The sequence below is a fragment of the Methanosphaera cuniculi genome, from assembly GCF_003149675.1.
GTDB classification, from domain to species: Archaea; Methanobacteriota; Methanobacteria; order Methanobacteriales; family Methanobacteriaceae; genus Methanosphaera; species Methanosphaera cuniculi.
This window is the reverse complement of the sequence record NZ_LWMS01000005.1, coordinates 1-21035: the sequence shown is the minus strand read 5'-3', so window position 1 is coordinate 21035 and position 21035 is coordinate 1. Positions and strand designations below refer to the sequence as shown.

Sequence of the window (21035 nt, the reverse complement as noted above, 5' to 3'; positions counted from 1 at the left end):
GGAATAATGAAATTTTTTTTATAATCATCTTTATTATTAATAAAATATAAAATAATAATTTAAGTAATAGTATATTTTTTAAGTAAAGTTAATAAAAATTAAAAAATGTTTTATATTACAAGTTTAAAAAAGGAAAGATGATTATGTTTAATAAAAAACTAAATCTTGTTTTAGTTATGACATTAATCGTATTTCTTGTAGGAGTAACCGCGGTATCAGCAGCAGATGCTGATAATACTCAAAGTATACAAACAGATAATCAACTACAACAACACACAAACACTCAACAAACAATAGAAAAAACAACAACACAAACACAAAACGATGAAACACAAACAACAAAAACCAATAAAAAAGTGGAAACCACTTCTAAAAATACGGTTCAAAACACTAAAACTATAAATGAAAATAAAGAAAATACAAAAACAGTAAAAAAAGCAGAAAACACCTCAGTAACAGTAAATAGTGGAAACTATTTCAGCTATTTTAACTCAGGAGGAAGAATGCTCAGTAAAATCGGAGCAAATACAACAGTTATATTAACTGGTGAATTCGAAAATAGAAATTTTGAAGTATCAAAACCTGGAGTTTATGTTACAGGTGAAAATGTTTTAATTAAAAATGGACAAGTAAAAATTGCAGAAAAAGCAATTGGAGCAACTGTAACAAACCTTAAAATACAAATATCTGGTACTGATTATAATTATGCAATTAGTAATCAAGCATTAAATGTAACTATATCAAACAATGAAATCAAACTTCAAAAAGTAGATGGAGAAGCTATTGGTATTAAAAACATAGAAAATAATGCTAAAATATTAAATAATAATGTAACAGTAGAAGGTCCTGATGAAGCAATTGACTGGTCTGGAATGAGTGATAAGTCTGGAGAAGTAAATACAGCAGCAGTTAAAACATTAGGTGGAGAAAACGTAGTAGTTACAGGAAATATTCTTAATGTTTCAAAAATTGAAGGTGCTATATCAAATGAATATGGTACAATTGATGTTATAGAACTTAAAGGTAAAAATGCAACAGTTAAAAATAATACTATCTACTTATATGCTGGAAGATTTGGATTTGCAATTACAGCAACAGCACTTCAAAATTCAACCATTGAAAATAATAAAATTTATGGTGAAGGTGAAAGATATGTTGATGGTATACAAGTTGCTGATGGAGTATCAAATGTTGTAATAGCAAACAACGAAATAACTTTAAATTGTAATAATTCAACAATCTATAAAGATGATAATGAAGCTATGGCATTTGGTATAATTACCTCAAGTATGGGTGGAGCTGGAAGTGAAAACATAAACATTTATAACAATACCATTAATATAAATGCTACAATTGGATATGGAATGGAAATTTACAGAACCAGCTATGCTAATATTACAGATAACAAATTAAAATTAAATGGTGTGTACTCATCAGGTATAAGTCTTGCACACTCACCAAATTGTCTTATAATAGATAATAAAGTTAATACAACAGGTAATAGTAGAATATATACAAATCAAGTAGTTGAAGAAATCATACCAGCAAACAAAGGTATTGAAATTCAACAAGAAAGTGCAAATACAATTGTTAGAGGTAATGTTGTAAACAGTACAGATGAAGGAAATAATGCATATGCACTCTTTATTAACAGAACAAACGATGTATTAATTGAAAATAACACATTTGATACAAATACACAACATGGTGTAGATTCAATGGGTTATCAAAATTCAACAAATATTACAAACAGATCAACAATTACAGGTATGACTGGTAAAAAAACAGCACAAATAATAGTTACACTTCCTGATAACTTGACTGTTGGTGATAAGATAAATCTTACAGCAAAAGTTGTAGATTCTACTACAAAACAAGCAATTACAAGTGGAAAAGTTGTATTTAAAATCAATGGAGCAACTGTAAAAGTTGGAAATATATCAACTATAAAACTTAATAATAAAGGTATTGTACAGCTTGAATATGATCTTATTCAACTTTCATCAAAAACATATAAAATCACAGCAGTATTTGGAGGTAATTCAGATTATAATCGTGCAGATTCAGAAGCAATTACATTCACACCTAAAAAAGTTGATGTTAAAAATCCATCTATAAAAACATTTAATAATGTATATACTGGAGATAAAATATTAATTAATGAAACATTATTTGATAAAAACAACAGACAGCTTATTGGATCTAATAAAGTTGCAATAAAATATAATGGTAAAACAATACAAAAATTAACCATTAAAGATGGAAAACTCTCTACAAGTGTACAAATCCCACTAACAGCTAGCAGTGGAAAAAACAAACTTGAAATTGTAGTAGGAGAAACTGGACGTTATTCAACTACAAGAATTTATGTAGATGTAAATACAATTAAACAAGCACCTGTATTTACAATAACTAAAGCTTCAGCATATCCTGGAACTCCTGTTAGATTTAATGTTACAATTAAAACTAATGTAACAAATAGTAATGTATTAAATGGTAAAGTAGGATATAAAATAAATGGTATAACACAATATGACATGAATGACTATGGAGACAAACTTAATAAAACATTAACCATATCAAATGGTACAGTATCATTTAATTTTGTTATTCCATTTGATTTTGCATCAAAATCATACAAAGTAACCATAACTTTCTCAGGAAATAGTTATGTAGAAGCTGGAAGATACACATCTGATGCTTTAACATTACTATTTTAAGTAAAAGTTACATTTAACCTCCCAATTTATATTTTTTTTTAGTAATTAATATTTTTCACAATATATTACAACTTTTTATTAAAATTGATTATTTATAAAAAAAGAACTAATATTTAATTAGATAATAAATTTTTAAAGTAAAATTTATAATTTTTTAAAAATTTAAAAAAATTAGAGATTAAAAAAAAACCACTTTTTTGAAGAGAATAAAAATGTTTAATAGAAAAATTAGTTTTATTATACTATTTTTAACTTTAATTCTATTTCTAACAACAACCATAACAGCTACAGATACAAATCAAACAAGTGATGATAATAATATACACATCGAATTACTACAAGAACATGAAACAAATACACAAATAGATACTACTCAAAAAAATAATTACACACCTACAGATAAAAAGATAAAAAAAGATGATAAAACAACTAATACTACAACATATGTAAATATGGGAAATTATAATAAGTATTTTAATAGTCGAGGACGATTATATAGTTCAGTATCTGAAAACTCAACTATTATACTAAATGGAGAATTTGAAAATAAAAACTTTGAGATATCTAAAGCACGAATTTATCTAACTGGTAATAATGCAACAATACGAAATGGACAAATAAGAATAGCAGAAGAAGCAGTGAACTCTACAGTAACTAATATTACAGTAATAATAAAAGATACAGATCTTGAATCAACAATAACTAACAAAGCAATAGGAACCACAATAACAAACAACAATCTTACAATAATAAAAGATGATGGATCAGCTTATGGTATTAAAAATATAGAAGATAATGTTAAAATAATAAACAATACAATAAAACTCACAGGACCTGCACCATTTATTGACTGGTCAGGATTTTCAGAATTCTATGGACAGGTTAATGCATCAGCAATATTTTCTAGAGGTGATAATATAGCTATAGAAAATAATTATGTTGATATGAGAAAATCTGAAAATTCAGAGGAATTCTGGTATGGTACAATGGATGCACTAGAAATAAATGGAAATCATGTTAATATAATAAATAATACAATTAAAACACTTGGTGGAAGATTTACAAGTGCAATTTATCTAGGAAATGCTAGACATTCTAATATCAAGTATAATAATATTAGTGTAATTGGTGAACGTTATGTTAGTGGTATTGGAGTACCTAGTGCTGAGAATTTAACTGTTGCACATAATAGTATTAATGCATATTGTCATAATAGTACAATTTTCACAGATGATGATGAATCACTTGCATATGGAATTTGTGTATCAAGTTATGGTGGCTGGCAGTTAAATAGTAATGTGTTAATTTATAATAACACAATTAACCTAGATGCTACAATTGGATATGGAATGGAAATCTATACAGCAACAAAAAATGTTATTAAGTCAAATAAAATAAATGTTACATCAGTTGCATATGCATCAGGTATTGTATTTGCACATTCACCAAATAATACAGTAATATCAAATTATATTAATACAATAGCAAATAGTAGTGTTCAAACAAATAGTATTGTTGAAGAAATTAGACCTGCAAATAAAGGTATAGGAATACAACAAAACAGTGATAATCTAACAATTATAAACAATACAATAAAAAGTATAGATCATGCAAATAATGCATATTCAATATATGCTAATTCATCAAAAAATATTCTTATTGAAAATAACACACTAGATACAAACATCCAATATGGACAAGATTCAGTTGGAATAAATGCTGATAATGTAACAGTTAAAAACATTATAAGTAATGCTGATAAAAAAACAGCAATAATACAGATAATTATACCTGAAAACATTGTATATGGTAGTAAAATTAATCTTAAAGCAAAAGTTATTGATAATACAACACAAAATGCAATTGTTAAAGGAAAAGTTGTATTTAAAATTAATCAAAAAACCATAGCTACAGCTAAAAAGATTGATAATAAAGGTATGATTTCAATAGAATATGATCTAACAGGTCTTTCTGGAAAAAATTACATGATAACTGCTGTATTTGGAAGTAATAATGAATATAACAGAGCAGAAAATTCAATTACAATGAATATAAGAAAGCTTAATGTAAAATTTAATAGAAAAACAATATCTGCATATTCTGGTGAAAATATTCTTATAAATGAAACATTATTTGATGAAAATAATAAACAACTTACAGGTAAAAATAACATTGCAATAAAAGTTAATGGTAAAACAATAGCTCATAGCACAATAAATAATGGAAAACTATTAGTTAATGTGGAAATTCCAAAAACACTACGTGCTTCTAATAATAATACACTTGAAATTATAATTGGAGAAAATAATAAATATTCTAAAACACGTTGTGTATATACACTTAAAACTCTTAAACAAAAACCAGTATTTAGTATAGATAATGTAGAAGCAATTCCAGGTACATATATTACATTAAAAGCAACTATTAAAACTAATGTAACAGGAAATTTAGTAGAATCTGGTAGCTTTGTATTTAAGATTAATGGTGTAACACAAAAGGATATGGATATATATGAAAATGTTAATACCAATAAATTACATGTTTCAAATGGAATTGCAATGATTCATTTATATTTACCATTTGATATGAAAAATAAATTCTATAACATAACAATTGTATTTTCTGGTAATGGATATGTGGAAAGTGGAAGATATACAGCAACTAAATTAACTCTTAAAATTTAATTACAAATAATCATAATTCTTTTTACATACCCTTCCAATTCATCTCCCCTTTTTTAATATTCTACTTTTTTTTATTAGGTTAACTTAACTTTCTAAAAATAACTAAATTATTTATAAACATATAATCATTTTTACTACTAAAAAAGATATTTTTCTTATAAATTTTAAAGTTATCTTTAACTAATTAGTTTATTTTTAATTTTTTTAAAAAACCTTAAAATATATTATAGGTAACTATATTAATAAAGTAAATTTAATATTAATTCAGTGTTTGATTAATTTTTAACTTAAAAAAAAAATAAAATTTTAGTTATAAAAAGCTTTTCAAATACAGTTTAAAAACTAAAAGGAGTTATATATGATGAAAAACAAGGTGTTTTCATTATGTATGATGATTTTTATAATTTTGATTTGTGCAACAACAATAAACGCAACTAATAGTGATACACAAATAAACCCAACAACAGACACAATAACACAACTACCAACAGTTGAACAAATAACTCCTTCTGAAATAGCAGATGTAACATCAACACCTGTCACATCAGAAGTTAAAAAAGAACCAACAACTAGTAATAAGAAAATTACTACTAAAAGTTCTAATATGAAAACTGTAAAACAAGAAGCAACAACCGGATCAAATATTAAATCAACAAACAATAAAATAGTCAAAGAAAACACCAATTCTAACGAAAAAAACAACACAACAAAAAATAACCAAATCAAAAATAAAGACGTAAAAATTGTTAAAACCGATACCAAAAAATTTAGTATTTATGGAAATGTTTCCCAAGTACTAAATGAAACCACAGGTAAATTTGCTGGTGGCGAAGAAGACGGATATGCAGTAAAGGATGCAAAAGTAACACTCTACTATTCAAATGACAAATTTATCAAATCACAAAAAACTGATGAATTTGGTCAATATAATATGAGTAATCTTGCACCAGGATACTATAAAATAACATATGAATATGGAACTTACCTTAAAGGTGAAGAAGAAATTAGAATAACAAATGAATCAGTTCTAATGGATCATGTATTCATACCAGACATAGCATTCATAACAAGTAGTGCAGGAGCATCAGAAGGTCAAATGAATAAAATAAAAGCACTTAAAAACTTAAGTGATCGTGTATTATTCATAGAATCATATGCACTAAATAGTTCATATGATAAAACAGACCAATGGATGTTAGAGTATTCAAACTTTATATTAGTCGACATGTACAGTCAAGGTCTCGGATTTGCAGTAGATGCACGTCTAATACGTGAATCACCTGCTTCAAAAAATAAGATGGTAGCATACACATTTGGTATATTTAATGATGCTATGCTTCAATCACTTAACTGGGGATTTGTTGGAGGAAATCCACATTCTCTTGAAAATACCTATATTGGATCATATTGGCAAGCAGAAGCTACAACCAATAGAACAATTATTAATAAAAATATGGAAAACTTACTTAACTACATATACTATCTTATGGGTGAAAGTAAAGTAAATCCAACAACAAATGGTAATACTCCAGTTATGCCAGGACCACAATGGGGAGTTTCCTACCCAGGATATACAAAAACAGTACCATCACCTAGTGCAAAACTTATCAATCAATGGATTCATCAAGATCCAGGATATAATGCAGATGGAGCTGGAAGTTTAAACTGGATGGTAAACCATTATAACAAATGGATACTTAAAAATCAAGATCCAGTAGCTGTACTTAAAGACTTTGAAAATTGGTATAATAAAAATAAAAACATCAAAGGTTCTTTCGTTGTAATTATAAGCTACTATGAAACAAACCCAGAAGTAAAAGCTTTAATTCAAGAATTTGAAAAACAAGGAAGAGCAGCATTTTGTCTATACCAATATGCAACAACAACACCTTCAATGACACAACTACTTGAACTTGCATCAAAAAACATGAAACGTGGAATTAGTGCAGGAAGTTCACTATATGGTTGGTCAACATCATTTTCAGAAATGACAACTAACAGTACAGTTGAAGCATATTCAAGAATGAATTTCACAATTCTTAATGCTTTAAGTGGAATTAGTAAAGAAAGTTATAAAAGTGAATATGGACCACAATCAGAATGGACATATCAAGTAACAATACCACAATTTGAAGGAATAATAGGACCAATACCAATATCATATATTGAAACTAATGGTTCTACCGTAATTATTAACAAAAGTGTAGAAAAACATGTTCAGCTTGTAAATGGATGGGCAAATCTTAAAGATAAGAAAAATAAAGACAAAAAAGTTACAATTGTCGTATATGATTACCCACCAGGTAAAGCAAACATAGGAGCATCATATCTTGATGTATTTACAAGTACACATGATTTACTTGTAAAACTAGCACAAAGTGGATATAATATTGGAATGAAAATTGAAGATATTCCAACAGCAGAAGAATTAACAACCATGATGATAGACACTGGTAACAAAGGTGGATGGGCAATGGGATTCCTTAATACATATGTAAAGGAAAACTTTGACACACTCAGAAAAAATCATCAGTTAATATCAAAAGCTGAATTTATGGAAATGTTTAACTCACTTCCTAAAAATCTTCAACTACAACTTACCAAATCATGGAATACAGGACTTGGTAATGGATCAATGATATATAATAAATCATACATACTCATTCCAGGATTTTACTTTGGAAATATATTTATAACATCACAACCTGCAAGGGGTTGGGATTCAGTAAATGATTACCACAGTGATACACTTGCACCACCACAACAATATGTAGCATTCTACAAATACCTTTATAACTACTTTAAAGGTGGAAAAAACAGTTCAACAGATGCTATAATAAGTATGGGTACACACGGAACACTTGAATGGCTTCCAGGACGTACACTTGGACTTCAAGAAACAGATTGGACATTCCAGCTAACAGAAGTACCTATTATTTATCCATATATTGTATCAAACCCTGGGGAAGGTATGACAGCAAAAGACAGAAGCTTTGCACAAGTAATAACACACATGACACCTGTAACTACAGCTTCAACATTATATGGTGAATATTCACAACTAAGTGATGCTATAGCAAACTATGATAATAACAAAAAAATTAATGATACAAGTAATATGCAATTCTACAAAGAAGAAATATTAAATATTACTTCAACAAACAGTAGTTTCCCACCTGCTAAATTCCAGCAGATGAGAGATAACATCACACAATATAGATATGCAACAGAAATGCATGATATAATGTTAATAGATTTAAGTCGTAGTTCAATCTTAAACTTATCAGAAAGTCTAAATAAATCAATGAACAGTTATCATAATTTCACACTGAAAAATAACATGTCCTTTGATGAATTTACAGAAAAAATGTATGATTATGTAACAAGTGATACAGCATTTGATGAATGGCTATCAACACTTCATGCAACAATTGAAAGTTTAAGTGGAGATACAATAACATATGGTATGCACACACTTGGATATATTTGGAATGATACAGAAATGGTTCAAGGTATAACAACCATAGCATCTTCAAGAACACAAGTACTACAACATATCATGGAATTATACTATAATCTTGATGGAGATTACTATAAAAAAGTAAAAGATACAGGCTTCATTGAACAACAAAAAGCAATTGAAAGCACATTACAAAATATTGTAACAAGACTTTCAGCTGACACATCATTAGCAATGGTTAAAACAATTGCAGGTGAAGTTAACCAGAAAGAAAATAGTAGCTTCTATGAAGATCTAATGCAAATTAAAGGATTCATTGATGGAGTTCGAGACAATATGGAATGGAATTCCATACTTGGAGCTTTAAGTGGTGGATATGTACAACCAGGTTTATCTGGAGACCCATCATTATCAGATGTAATACCAACAGGTCGTGCAATGTATGCAAGTGATACAACAAAAATGCCTAGTAAGGCAGCATATGCATCAGCTGTAACATCAGTTGATGGTTTACTTGAAAAATACATGAAAGATCTTGGTGAAGATACATATCCTGAAATGGTTGCAGAAGTTATATGGGGTACTGAAGTACTACGTACAGAAGGTATCAGTATTGCACAATTCCTATACTTACTTGGAACACGTCCTATATGGGATCAAAGTGGAAAAGTAATAGGTCTTGAAGTAATACCACTTGAAGAACTTACAATAACAATTGATGGAGTAGTATATCAACGTCCAAGAATAGATGCATTTGCAACAATAGTTACAAATAACCCATACTGGATTGGACTTATGTATAATGCAACCATCATGGTAAGTCAACTAAATGAAAGTGAAGATGATAACTACGTCATAAAACACTTAAAAGAAGATGACTCAATCTACAGGCTCTTTGGACTTGATGGTCCAAAACTTGAAGGTACAGGAGTATCAGATCTTCTAAACAACATCGCATCATGGCAGGATTCAAAAGATGGTGTAAGTTATGAAGCAGCAAGTGTATATGAATCAAGAATTTCAAATGCATGGACTGTAGAAAATGGTAAAATAGTTGTTAAATCAGCTCAAAAAGAATCATTTGTATACTTACTTTCAAATGTTGATCTTGTAATTCAAAACTTAGACAGTACCTGGAGATATCTAGATTCAGATGATTATACTGACTGGTTTGGAGGATTACTAAATGCAGCTAACGTTCATGGTGCTACACCAAACACTATGTTACTTGATATACGTAATAAAAACAATCTTGTAACAAGTACAATGTCACAAGAAGTTTCAAAAGAAGTTATGGGAACAATAACCAACCCTCAATGGCTACAAATGATTACATCATCCATTGGTGGATGGAACCAACTTGCACAAAACTTCGAAAACATGATAAAAACCATCTTCACAACACAAAACTATGCTGAAGATGAAAATGGTAAAGCTATACACCAAACAAACCGTGGAAATAACACAGGTGCAATAAGTGCTGAATTATTCACAAATGTTGTTAAAACAATGGTATATAGTGAATACATAATAGCTGATGCAGATTATAAATCATTTTCTGTACAATCTATCCTTGGTTGGACAATGACTATGGCTATGAATAATTATTGGAAAACTAATGATAATACACTTATACGAGATATGATTCAAAAATATGTAAATGCAGCTAATAAATATGGTGTTGCATGTTGTCACCACACATGTGGTAATGTAAATCTTCATGAATGGATACTTAAAACAGGTTCACAATTTGGTGTAAAAGGTTTAGAACGATATTCACAACAATACTATGCAGCTACAAATACTGGAACAGTTCTCGGTACTGGTGACTCAGGTCAAGGTGCTGGAGATGGACCTGGCGGAGATGGTTCAGGATCATCAGCTGGAACAGAAATTGGTGGAGAAAACTTCCAAGGATTTGCTGATAATGGAGTTTCAGGAATGCAAGGTCAATACCAAGGATCAGGAAGCTCATCAGCTAGTGGAAGTGCAATTAGTCAAATGACTGGTGATGCTTCACAATCTGGTGGAGATAGTTCTGGTAATACAGATAATAGTGGTAATTCAGCTTCCAATGGTACAGCTAATGGAAGTGGAACTAATGATGGAACTGGAAGCCAAGGTAGTTCAACAGGTTCAAGTAACCAAAATGGACAAGCTAATGGTGGAGGAAACTCTACAAACAGTGGAGACAGTAGTGTTGGAGAAGCAACATCATCCGATAGTAGTTCTGCAGAAGCAAGTTCTGGAGAAGCTAGTGCAGCTAGTGCTGGAGCTACAAGTGCAACAGCTACTGTAATGGAAGTTTCTGCTAAAGGTGGACAAAAAGCTTCATCTCAAGCTGAAATATCACTAGGTTATATTATTGCAATAGTAGTATTAGCATTCATATTCTTTGCTGGATTTATGAAACGAAGTCCACGAGATTACTAGGATAGTGTTTTAGACAAAAAATAAGATCATTATACAAATTGAAAAAATGTTTAAATAAAATTTCCCCTTCACTTTTTTTCTTTTTTTTTATAAAAAATATTTAATTTAAAATAAGATTACTTTTTTCTATTTTTTTTATAGATGTGGAGTTTAAACTTTTATTTTTAAAAATAGAACTAATTTTTAACTTTCTTTTTATTTAGGAAAAAATAAGAATATGATAAAAAAAAATGGTGGTGTGGAGGTAAAATCTAAAGGTGAATTTTTAACTTTTTATAGTGTTTCAACTTTTGGATATAGTCTTTCTGCATTTTGTTTATACCAATCTACTGTATTTTGCATTGCATCTTCAAATGTCCATTTTGGTTTCCATCCAAGTTTCTGAGTTTTTGTTGCATCAAGTGAGTAGCGTCTATCATGTCCTAGACGATCATCTACATGTTGTATGAGTGATTCTGGTTTATTTAGTTTTTCAAGTATCATCTTTGTGATTTCAAGGTTGTTTTTCTCATTTCCTCCACCAATATTGTATACTTCTCCTATTTTTCCTTTTTGTAGTACTGTGTCTACTCCTGCACAGTTATCTTCTACATATATCCAGTCTCGTACGTTTTTTCCATCTCCATATACTGGTAGTGGTTGATCTTTTAGTGCTTTTAGGATGAATAGTGGTATTAGTTTTTCTGGGAATTGTCTAGGTCCGAAGTTGTTACTACTACGTGTTATAATTACTGGTATGTCATATGTTTTATAGTATGCTGATACTAGTAGGTCTCCTCCTGCTTTACTTGCAGAGTATGGACTTGATGGGTCTATGTTATCTGTTTCTTTAAATGATCCATTAAGTATACTACCATATACCTCGTCTGTTGATATTTGTATGTATCGTTCTACATCATATTTTCGTACAAGTTCAAGTAGGTTTTGTGTTCCTAGTACATCTGATTTTACAAATGATGCTGGATCTGTGATTGATTTATCTACATGTGTTTCTGCTGCAAAGTTTACTACATAGTCTGCATCTTTCATTGCTTCTGATGCATCTTTTTGTGATGCAATATCTCCTTTTATGAATTTTACATCTACATTATCTAGATTATGCATATCTCCTGCATATGTTAGTTTATCAAGTACTACTATTTCATAGTCGTCATATTTATCTGCTATGTAGTGTACGAAGTTTGATCCTATAAATCCTGCTGCTCCTGTTACCATTATTTTCAAAGTATCTCACCTTTAATATTTTTTTTTTATTTTATCTTTCTAATAATTTTCACAAACTTTATGTGGAATTAAATTTTTTTTTATTTGTTTTAAAGATATAGTTTATTATGTTTTATTTATCTTTGAATTTATTAAAATACTTAGTTATAGATGTAAAGTGAATATCTTTTAATAAATATTTTTTTATATTTGAATTTAACATAGTATTTATTATGAAATTCTTTATAACAGGTGGTAGTGGCTTGCTTGGTGAAAGACTTGCTACTGTCGCAGATCCTGATGATGAACTTATTCTTTCACACAATTCTAATAAGACTCCAGATACTGTTAAATGTGACATTACAAATCATGATGAAACATATGAAGCAATCATGAAATATGACCCAGATGTAATTATTCATGCTGCTGCTATGACAAATGTAGATCTTTGTGAAGATGAGATAGATCAAGCATATAAGATTAATGCTGATGCAACAGGTAATCTTGCAAAAATAGCAGATGAAAATAATATGAAAATAATATATGTATCAACAGACTTTGTATTTGATGGAAAGAAAGGAAATTATAAAGAAGATGATGCTACAAATCCACTAGGAATATATGCTAAATCTAAATATGATGGAGAAGTACAATTAAAACAAAATACAGATAATTATGCAATTGGACGTGTTAGTGTACTTTATGGATGGCATCAAAGATCAAACTTTACAACATGGGTAATTGATGAACTTAGAAAAGGTAATAGTATTAATATTGTTACAGATCAGATAAATTCTCCCACATATGCTGATAATGCAGCTGAAGCACTCTTTAAGCTTGCAAAAAGTGATAAAACAGGTGTATATCATACAGCAGGAAATGATCTTATAAGTCGTTATGATTTTACACTTAAAATAGCTGAAGCATTTAATTTAGATAGTGATCTTATAAACCCTATTACATCAGATAAATTTGTTCAAAAAGCACCAAGACCACGTGATTCATCATTAAATGTTAAAAAGATTGAAGATGAATTAGACTTTAGGATGGAAACATGTTGTGAGTCTTTAAAGCGTATGGCTGATGATGAGTTATAAATTCATCATTCACTTTTTTTTTAATTTGGTTCATATAAAACCAAAATGTTTATATACTATAAGGATCAAACTTTATAATAGTTCTTATTTAGAACTACAAAATTATTGGTTAAAAATCCATCCAATATAATAATAAACTTATATCTATTTTATATGCGGGGGTGGTCGAGCGGTCAAAGGCGATAGGTTGAGGGCCTATTGAGGTAGTCTCTTCGCGGGTTCGATTCCCGTCTCCCGCACTTTAACTATTATTAAATAAATTAACTAATTTTTTCATTAATAAATAATTTCACTTTTTAGATAACATACTATTTTTTTAAAATATTAACTTTTATTGATAAAACTAATTTTATTTTAATATTAACTCTTTTATTTTATTAAAAAAAAAGAAAAAGAAGTTTGAAAAAAAGAGTAATAATTAAGAGGAGATTATAAATTCTTTTTTTTATACTTTTATTGTAACAATCATTTCACACTTATTTTTAAGATCATCTATTAATTCACTTTTAAAATCACATGCTGCTTTATCTGATTTTATCATAAGAGTACGATTGCATGTAAAATCACTTTTTCGACATACCATATCAGATGGATGTGTTAATGTTAAATCTGATGATCCATAGCCTATTATTGTATCTGTTGCATTTGGTGTTTTAAGTATTATTTCAATTTTAGTATCATCAGTCATTATTTTTTCTCGTAGTTCTTCTGGAAAATCATTAAGTGTTGTATCACTACTTGTTCCTATTATACAATCTCCACGTAATGTTAAATGTTCATCTGTTGTTATTTCAAATGTTGATTTATGTTTTGATAATACATTTTCATGTCCATATGCTTTAAATGAGTATTCCATAATTAATCAATTCACTCGCTTTTATTTAAATAAAATTCTATTTTTAAAATTATTATTATATTATATTTTTATATTCTATAATTTAAAAAAATATAGAGTATATGAATAATGTAAATTTTAATAAATCACTACCTGATAAGGGAAATTATTGTCTTATAATAAAAGTTGAAAATGATTGTAGTATAAAAATTGGTGCACGTGGTAATATTGATTTTTCATGTGGTTATTATGTGTATGTTGGATCTGCTCTTGGAAGTTTATCAAAGCGTATAACACGACATTTATCTGATGATAAAAAGAAACATTGGCATGCTGACTATCTACTTCTTGATAAAAATACAAAAGTAGAACAAGTCATATATACTCATTCAACAAAAAAGATTGAATGTATGATATCAAATGAAATAAGCCAAGATACAGATAAATATATTGAAAGTTTTGGTTGTTCTGATTGTAAATGTAGAAGTCATTTATATTATTTTGACACATATGATGAAGCTATTAAGTCAAGTTGTAAATCATATGAAAAAATAGGCTACATGCCATATAAGTGGTATGAAAAAAATTAGTTAAAAAAAAAGTTAGATGAAAAAGAGAATTAAATTTTATACATATGAATAGAAAAATTCCTCAAATTCATCAATATCCATAGGATGAGGTGTTCGTATATCATCATTCATCATTATATCATCAATTAGTTTATGATATATTTCAGCTTGTTGTGATTCAGGGAATGATTCAATTACTGTAGTTGCTTTATATTCACTATCTTGTACAAGTTTACTTCTTGGTATAATACCTATTACTTTACTTCCTATTTTATCAGCAAAAGCAGATACTACTTCTTCTTCATTTTCTACATTACGGCAGTTACAAATTATTCCACCAAGTTTTCCTTCAAGTTTTTGGATACCTTTTGCTATGTTATTTGCCGCATATAATGACATATACTCTCCACTTGTTACAATATATACCTCATCTGCATAATCTTCACGTAGTGGTACACTAAATCCTCCACATACAACATCTCCAAGTACATCATATATTACAAGATCAGGATCACTATCAAATGCACCTAGTTTATCAAGAAGTTGCATTGCAACAATTACACCACGACCAGCACATCCAACACCAGGTTCAGGACCACCAGATTCAGTACAGATAGTATTATTATATCCATCATATACAATATCCTCTTTACTACATCCAGGATTATCTCTCATTGTATCAAGTATTGTAGGTATTCTTTTTCCAACTAATGTACGTGTTGTATCAGCTTTTGGATCACATCCTATTACAAATGTTGAATTATCATATGCTGCTGCTATGTTTGATACTGTTGTTGATTTTCCTATTCCACCTTTTCCATATATTGCAATTTTCTTTAATGTCATTTTTTTTATTCTCCCATATTTTCTATTTCTACTTTCTTATATACATGATCATTTTGTCGTACTTGTGTATCTGTTTTTAATCCTATGAGTCCTTCTTTTATGTATTCTATATTTTCTCCATCAACTTGCATAGATTCTACTTTCTGTGTTATACTTCCTGTTTTATTTCCCTGTATTATTATTTCATCACCTATTTTAAGATCTTGCCATAATTTTATTTCAGCAACACCAACTTTTTTGTAGTAATTTGTTATGATTCCTATATCTTGTTTTTTATATGTTGCTTTATTATCATAGCTTGTCTTACTTGGTATACGATAATAAAATCCAGTGTCAAATCCACGATTAAATACACTTCGAAGTTCATCAAGCCAGCCTGGTATTAATTCTCTAGATTTAATATCCCATAATCCATCTTCATATAATTTTATTGCTTCACTATATGTTTTTGTTACACATGCTACATAATCTGCTGGTCTTGCTCGTCCTTCTATTTTAAATGCATCAATACCTGCTTTCATTAAGTCTGGAATATGTTCTATCATACACATGTCATTTGGACTTAGAAGTCTTGAATGATCCAAGGTATTGTTTTCATGTTCTTCTACTATTAATTGTTTATCTTCTGTTGATGTTATCATCCATGGCTGTCTACATGGTTGTAGGCATTCTCCATTATTTGCATTACGATCATAGAAGTATGAACTTAAAAAACATCGTCCTGACATTGCTACACATATTGCTCCATGTATAAATGTTTCAATTTCAATAGGAGAATGTTTACATATTTCACTTATCTGATCTAAAGAAAGTTCTCGTGAAAGTACAGCTCGTGTTACACCTAAATCACGGTATAGTTTTAGTGCTTCTGTATTTGTTGTATTTGCCTGTACACTTAGATGTATTGGTATTGATGTTTTATTTGCTACATTTATCATTCCAATATCTGATATTATTAGTGCATCTATATCATATTTTTCTAGTATTTCTACTTGTTTTTTATATTTTTGTATTTGTTTATCATCTACTACTGTATTTGTACATACATATAACATCTTTCCCATATCATGACATTGTCTGGTTATATCAGCTATATCATCTATACTTATTTTTGCTACATTTGCTCGCATATTATAGTCTGATATTCCAACATATACACTATCTGCATTGTTATTTAATGCTGCTGATACTGCCTTTTTATCTCGTGCTGGTGCAAGTAGTTCAACCATAAATAATACATCTCCTTGGTAAAATAAAATTATCTTTTTATAAATAATTTGTGTATGAAATATTACTTTTTATTAAAAAAAAAGAGAAAAAGTTAAAAAAAAGAGGGTGGATAAATTTTTTAATTTAGTTCATCTTCAATTTCTTCAGGTATTACTGTTGGATAATCTCCTGTAATACATCCAAGACAAAGATCCTCATATGGTGTTCCTATTGCATCAACAAGACCATCAATACTAATATAGCCTATTGAATCTACACCTATTTCATCCCTGATTTCCTCATTTGTTCTTCCTACAGCAAGAAGTTCTTCTTTTGTTGCCATAGCTATTCCATAATAGCATGGTGAAATTATTTCAGGACATCCAACAAGTAAGTGTACTTCTTTTGCTCCTGCTTCACGTAGCATTTTAATAATAGTTTTTGATGTTGTACCTCGTACTACACTATCATCTATTACAACTACTTTTTTATCTTTTATTATTGAATCTACTGTATTCATTTTAAGTCTTACAGCAATATCCCGATCTTGTTGTGTTGGCATGATAAATGTTCGTCCAACATAACGATTTTTAATTAATCCTTCAGCATATGGAATTCCTGTAGCACGTGAATATGCAAGTGTTGCTGGTATTGATGAATCCGGTACTGCTATTACTACATCTGCATCTATCGGATATTCTTCAGCTAATTTCTTACCTACATTCAAGCGTACTTCATATACACTTTTATCATATATCATACTATCAGGTCTTGCAAAATAGAGGTATTCAAACATACAATTTGCTGTATGATCATATTTTTTAAGGAAGAAGCTTTCAACATCCCGTCCATCAATTTGTAGTATTTCACCAGGTTTTATTGAACGGATATAATCAACATTTAATGAATCAAATGCCACAGTTTCTGATGCAATAACTAAAAAATCATCATTTCCACCAAGAGATAATGGCTTCATACCTAATGGATCACGTACAGCATAAAGTATTCCATTAATCATTATTACAAGTGAATATGAACCTATTAGTCTATCACATGTTTTTTTAATTGCATCCACTGTATCATGTGATTTTTGGTACTCTTTTATTAGAAGGTGACATATAACTTCAGAATCTGTATTTGATTTGAATTTAAAACCATCTTCAATTAGTTCTTCACGTAGTTTGAATGAGTTTACAATATCCCCATTATGTGCTATTGATATGTTTATATCCTCAGCTTCTTCTACAAAAGGTGAGCAGTTTTCATGGCTTGAATCTCCAGTTGTTGAATAACGAACATGTCCAATACCAATATTTCCATTTAATAAGTTTATAAGATCTTCATCAAAAACATCAGAAACTAGTCCCATTCCTACATGAGTATTTGTTCTTCCATCTTTTATTACACTAATTCCTGCTGATTCTTGTCCTCTATGTTGAATTGTATGTAGTCCTGATAGAATCCATGATGCTACATCCACAGAGTCATCATAAGAATATACTCCTATAACTCCACATTTATCTTGCAAATCATTTTGCACTTTCATGTCTCTCCATATATTGTCTAATGTTAAAAAAAAATTTTTTAGTATTTTTTATACTATGAGTTTAAAAAAATCGTTGTTTAAAAGTTTAATTATACTAATAGTTATGTTATCTATAATACTTATATTTTTTAATAAAATGATCATGAAAAAATGTAAATTTCTAAATCAGGTTTGAATTTATATAAAAAAAAAGATGGATAAAATTAAAAAAAATAAAAGTTAAAAAAAAGAAGGTTAATAGATAAAATAAAAGTTATTATTTTATTCTACTATTTTATCTCCCATTGCTTTTGCACGTTTAAGATCATCAGGTTTATCTTTAATTGCTCCTGGTTCATTATTTTCTGTGAATCCTTCATCAGCTACAATTTCAAATCCTAATGATTGGAAACATTTAAGTGCTGTAACGCGTGCATCTACAAATGTTTCTTCTCCAGGTGCTCCTTGTGATGTTATAATTCCTATTTTTTTACCTTTAAGTTGATCTGCTGATGGCATCATGTAGTATGCATACATTCTATCAATTATAAGTTTAAGTTGTGCTGATACATCTGCCCAGTAGATAGGTGTTGCTAGTATTACTCCATCTGCTTCATTAATTGCATCATAGATATCTTGCATTTCATCATCTATTACACATTTTCCACCATTAGTTTTACATGCATTGTCTCCATGACATGGTGCGATTTTCATTTTGTTTGTGTCTATAATTTTTACATTTGCACCTTTAGCTTCTGCTTCATCAAGTGCTGTTTTTAATGCTATTTTTGAATTACTTTCTGGACGTGGACTTGTGTTAATTCCTAAAATTTTCATTATAATCACCTATATTTTTTTTCGTTATTTTAACTATTATTAAGTAGAATTTATTCTACCATTTTATCTCCAATTGCTGTTGCACGTTTAAGATCATCTGATTTATTTGTGATTTCAGCAGGATTATTATTTGCAGCAAATCCTTCATTAGCTACAATTTCAAATCCTACTGCTTCAAATGATTTTAGTATTCTCATACGTTCTTTATCATATATTCCTTCATCATCAGCTGCTTGTGATGTGATCATAGCTATTTTTTTACCTTTAAGTTGATCTACTGCTGGTGTCATGTAGTATGAATACATTCTATCAATTACAAGTTTAAGTTGTGCTGATACATTATACCAGTAGATTGGAGTTCCTAGTATTACTCCATCTGCTTCATTAATTGCATCATAAATATCTTGCATTTCATCATCTATTACACATTTTCCACCATTAGCTTTACATGCATTATCTCCTTGACATGGTGTAATGTTCATTTTTGTTACATCAAAGATTTCTACTGTTGCTCCTTTTACTTCTGCTTCTTCTAAAGCTGCTTGTATTGCTATACGTGTATTACTTTCCTCACGTGGACTTGCATTAATTCCGACTATTTTCATTTTAAATCACCTATTTGAATTAAGTATCTAATATTATATTTAAATCATGTATTTAAAAGATTGTATAAAAAAAGTTGCTTTTTCTAATTAGAAAAATTATTATTTAAAACTAATTTTAATAGTTAGGTTTTATATTTACCTAATAATTTATGAAAATACTAAAAAATATAATATTTTAATAATTTTTAGTGGAACTAATCGAAGAAAAAAAGATTTTTAAGATAATAGTTTATTTTAAATAAAAAAGTTGAATAATATTTATAAAATTAAAAAAGAAAGTTTTGGAGGTGATGTGAAGTTGGGTGGTTAATATCATTTAGATTTTCTAAATAGAATATTTATATATTTATTCCACCATTTTATCTCCAAGAGCTACTGCACGTTTGATGTCATCATCTTTATTTGCAATTGCTGCTGGTTGATTGTTTTCTGTGAATCCTTCATCATCAACAATTTCAAATCCAATTGCTTCAAATCCTTTAAGTACAACTGTACGTGCATCTGCAAATGCTTCTTCTCCAGGTGCTCCTTGTGATGTGATCATAGCTATTTTTTTACCTTTAAGTTGATCTGCTGCTGGTGTCATGTAGTATGAATACATTCTGTCAATTACAAGTTTAAGTTGTGCTGCTACACTATACCAGTAAATTGGTGTTGCTAGTATTACTCCATCCGCTTCGTTAATTGCATCATAGATGTCTTGCATTTCATCATCTATTACACATTTTCCTCCATTAGCTTTACATGCGTTATATCCTTGACATGGTGTAATCTTCATTTTGTTTGTATCAAAGATTTGTACATCTGCACCTTTTCTTTCTGCTTCTTCTAAAGCTGTTTGTAATGCCATACGTGTGTTACTTTCTTCACGTGGACTTGCGTTAATTCCTACTATTTTCATATTTAATCACCTATTTTATAACTATTGTTATATTTGTATATATAATAATATTTTTAAATACCATATATATAATTTTTTAATAATTTAGATTTTATAACTATCGTTATAATT

The 21035-nt window shown here is 29.0% G+C and carries 13 protein-coding genes and 1 tRNA gene; 6 read left to right on the top strand and 8 right to left on the bottom strand.

Features of this window, described 5'->3' with window-relative positions; all coding sequences use genetic code 11:
- Positions 1-143 precede the first annotated feature (143 nt).
- The 3 genes from MSCUN_RS00915 to MSCUN_RS00905 all read left to right on the top strand — a co-directional run bounded on the left by MSCUN_RS00915 (position 144) and on the right by MSCUN_RS00905 (position 11297).
- On the top strand, positions 144-2720 hold the full coding sequence (locus MSCUN_RS00915; RefSeq protein WP_095608946.1) for a right-handed parallel beta-helix repeat-containing protein: 2577 nt from the start codon (positions 144-146) through the stop codon (positions 2718-2720).
- 212 nt (positions 2721-2932) lie between these two features.
- Positions 2933-5404 carry a right-handed parallel beta-helix repeat-containing protein gene (locus tag MSCUN_RS00910; RefSeq protein ID WP_095608945.1) on the top strand — a complete coding sequence of 824 codons (2472 nt, stop codon included), beginning with the start codon at positions 2933-2935 and terminating at the stop codon, positions 5402-5404.
- A 388-nt stretch (positions 5405-5792) separates the two neighbouring features.
- Positions 5793-11297 (top strand): cobaltochelatase subunit CobN, encoded by a 5505-nt coding sequence (locus MSCUN_RS00905; protein ID WP_170103968.1) that lies wholly within the window; start codon positions 5793-5795, stop codon positions 11295-11297.
- 273 nt (positions 11298-11570) lie between these two features.
- Here the strand turns inward: MSCUN_RS00905 and rfbB are convergent, their stop codons facing one another.
- The gene (rfbB, locus tag MSCUN_RS00900) at positions 11571-12512 is read right to left on the bottom strand and encodes a dTDP-glucose 4,6-dehydratase (RefSeq protein ID WP_211305540.1); all 942 of its coding nucleotides are present in this window, start codon (positions 12510-12512) and stop codon (positions 11571-11573) included.
- A 221-nt stretch (positions 12513-12733) separates the two neighbouring features.
- Here rfbB and rfbD point away from each other — a divergent pair, with 221 nt between their 5' ends.
- Entirely contained in the window at positions 12734-13597 is an 864-nt protein-coding gene (gene rfbD, locus MSCUN_RS00895) for a dTDP-4-dehydrorhamnose reductase (protein WP_095608942.1), read from the top strand.
- A 155-nt stretch (positions 13598-13752) separates the two neighbouring features.
- A tRNA-Leu gene (locus MSCUN_RS00890) sits at positions 13753-13836 on the top strand.
- 206 nt (positions 13837-14042) lie between these two features.
- Here the strand turns inward: MSCUN_RS00890 and MSCUN_RS00885 are convergent.
- Positions 14043-14453 carry a DUF371 domain-containing protein gene (locus MSCUN_RS00885; RefSeq protein WP_095608941.1) on the bottom strand — a complete coding sequence of 137 codons (411 nt, stop codon included), beginning with the start codon at positions 14451-14453 and terminating at the stop codon, positions 14043-14045.
- Between the two features lie 101 nt (positions 14454-14554).
- On the opposite strand from MSCUN_RS00885, the gene MSCUN_RS00880 reads away from it, so the two are divergent.
- Positions 14555-15022: a GIY-YIG nuclease family protein gene (locus MSCUN_RS00880; RefSeq protein WP_095608940.1), complete on the top strand. Its 468-nt coding sequence runs from the start codon at positions 14555-14557 to the stop codon at positions 15020-15022.
- A 36-nt stretch (positions 15023-15058) separates the two neighbouring features.
- Here MSCUN_RS00880 and cfbC read toward each other — a convergent pair whose 3' ends face one another.
- The 6 genes from cfbC to MSCUN_RS00850 form a co-directional block, all read right to left on the bottom strand.
- Positions 15059-15847 (bottom strand): Ni-sirohydrochlorin a,c-diamide reductive cyclase ATP-dependent reductase subunit, encoded by a 789-nt coding sequence (gene cfbC, locus MSCUN_RS00875; protein WP_095608939.1) that lies wholly within the window; start codon positions 15845-15847, stop codon positions 15059-15061.
- A gap of 5 nt (positions 15848-15852) precedes the next feature.
- Positions 15853-17076 carry a peptidase U32 family protein gene (locus tag MSCUN_RS00870; protein ID WP_095608938.1) on the bottom strand — a complete coding sequence of 408 codons (1224 nt, stop codon included), beginning with the start codon at positions 17074-17076 and terminating at the stop codon, positions 15853-15855.
- 119 nt (positions 17077-17195) lie between these two features.
- Complete coding sequence (gene purF, locus MSCUN_RS00865; protein WP_180738352.1) at positions 17196-18602, bottom strand: amidophosphoribosyltransferase; 1407 nt, start codon at positions 18600-18602, stop codon at positions 17196-17198.
- Between the two features lie 261 nt (positions 18603-18863).
- Complete coding sequence (locus MSCUN_RS00860; RefSeq protein ID WP_245837660.1) at positions 18864-19418, bottom strand: flavodoxin family protein; 555 nt, start codon at positions 19416-19418, stop codon at positions 18864-18866.
- Positions 19419-19468: 50 nt separating this feature from the next.
- Positions 19469-20023, bottom strand: a complete 555-nt coding sequence (locus MSCUN_RS00855) for a flavodoxin family protein (protein WP_095608936.1) — start codon at positions 20021-20023, stop codon at positions 19469-19471.
- A gap of 346 nt (positions 20024-20369) precedes the next feature.
- Positions 20370-20924, bottom strand: a complete 555-nt coding sequence (locus tag MSCUN_RS00850; protein WP_095608935.1) for a flavodoxin family protein — start codon at positions 20922-20924, stop codon at positions 20370-20372.
- Positions 20925-21035 lie beyond the last annotated feature (111 nt).

Coding starts and splice junctions, on each gene's coding strand:
- MSCUN_RS00910 (WP_095608945.1), top strand. CDS start 2,933: ATGTTTAATAGAAAAATTAGTTTTATTATACTATTTTTAACTTTAATT.
- rfbD (WP_095608942.1), top strand. CDS start 12,734: ATGAAATTCTTTATAACAGGTGGTAGTGGCTTGCTTGGTGAAAGACTT.
- purF (WP_180738352.1), bottom strand. CDS start 18,602: ATGAAAGTGCAAAATGATTTGCAAGATAAATGTGGAGTTATAGGAGTA.
- MSCUN_RS00855 (WP_095608936.1), bottom strand. CDS start 20,023: ATGAAAATAGTCGGAATTAATGCAAGTCCACGTGAGGAAAGTAATACA.
- MSCUN_RS00880 (WP_095608940.1), top strand. CDS start 14,555: ATGAATAATGTAAATTTTAATAAATCACTACCTGATAAGGGAAATTAT.
- MSCUN_RS00905 (WP_170103968.1), top strand. CDS start 5,793: ATGATGATTTTTATAATTTTGATTTGTGCAACAACAATAAACGCAACT.
- rfbB (WP_211305540.1), bottom strand. CDS start 12,512: ATGGTAACAGGAGCAGCAGGATTTATAGGATCAAACTTCGTACACTAC.
- MSCUN_RS00885 (WP_095608941.1), bottom strand. CDS start 14,453: ATGGAATACTCATTTAAAGCATATGGACATGAAAATGTATTATCAAAA.
- MSCUN_RS00850 (WP_095608935.1), bottom strand. CDS start 20,924: ATGAAAATAGTAGGAATTAACGCAAGTCCACGTGAAGAAAGTAACACA.
- MSCUN_RS00860 (WP_245837660.1), bottom strand. CDS start 19,418: ATGAAAATTTTAGGAATTAACACAAGTCCACGTCCAGAAAGTAATTCA.
- MSCUN_RS00915 (WP_095608946.1), top strand. CDS start 144: ATGTTTAATAAAAAACTAAATCTTGTTTTAGTTATGACATTAATCGTA.
- MSCUN_RS00870 (WP_095608938.1), bottom strand. CDS start 17,076: ATGGTTGAACTACTTGCACCAGCACGAGATAAAAAGGCAGTATCAGCA.
- cfbC (WP_095608939.1), bottom strand. CDS start 15,847: ATGACATTAAAGAAAATTGCAATATATGGAAAAGGTGGAATAGGAAAA.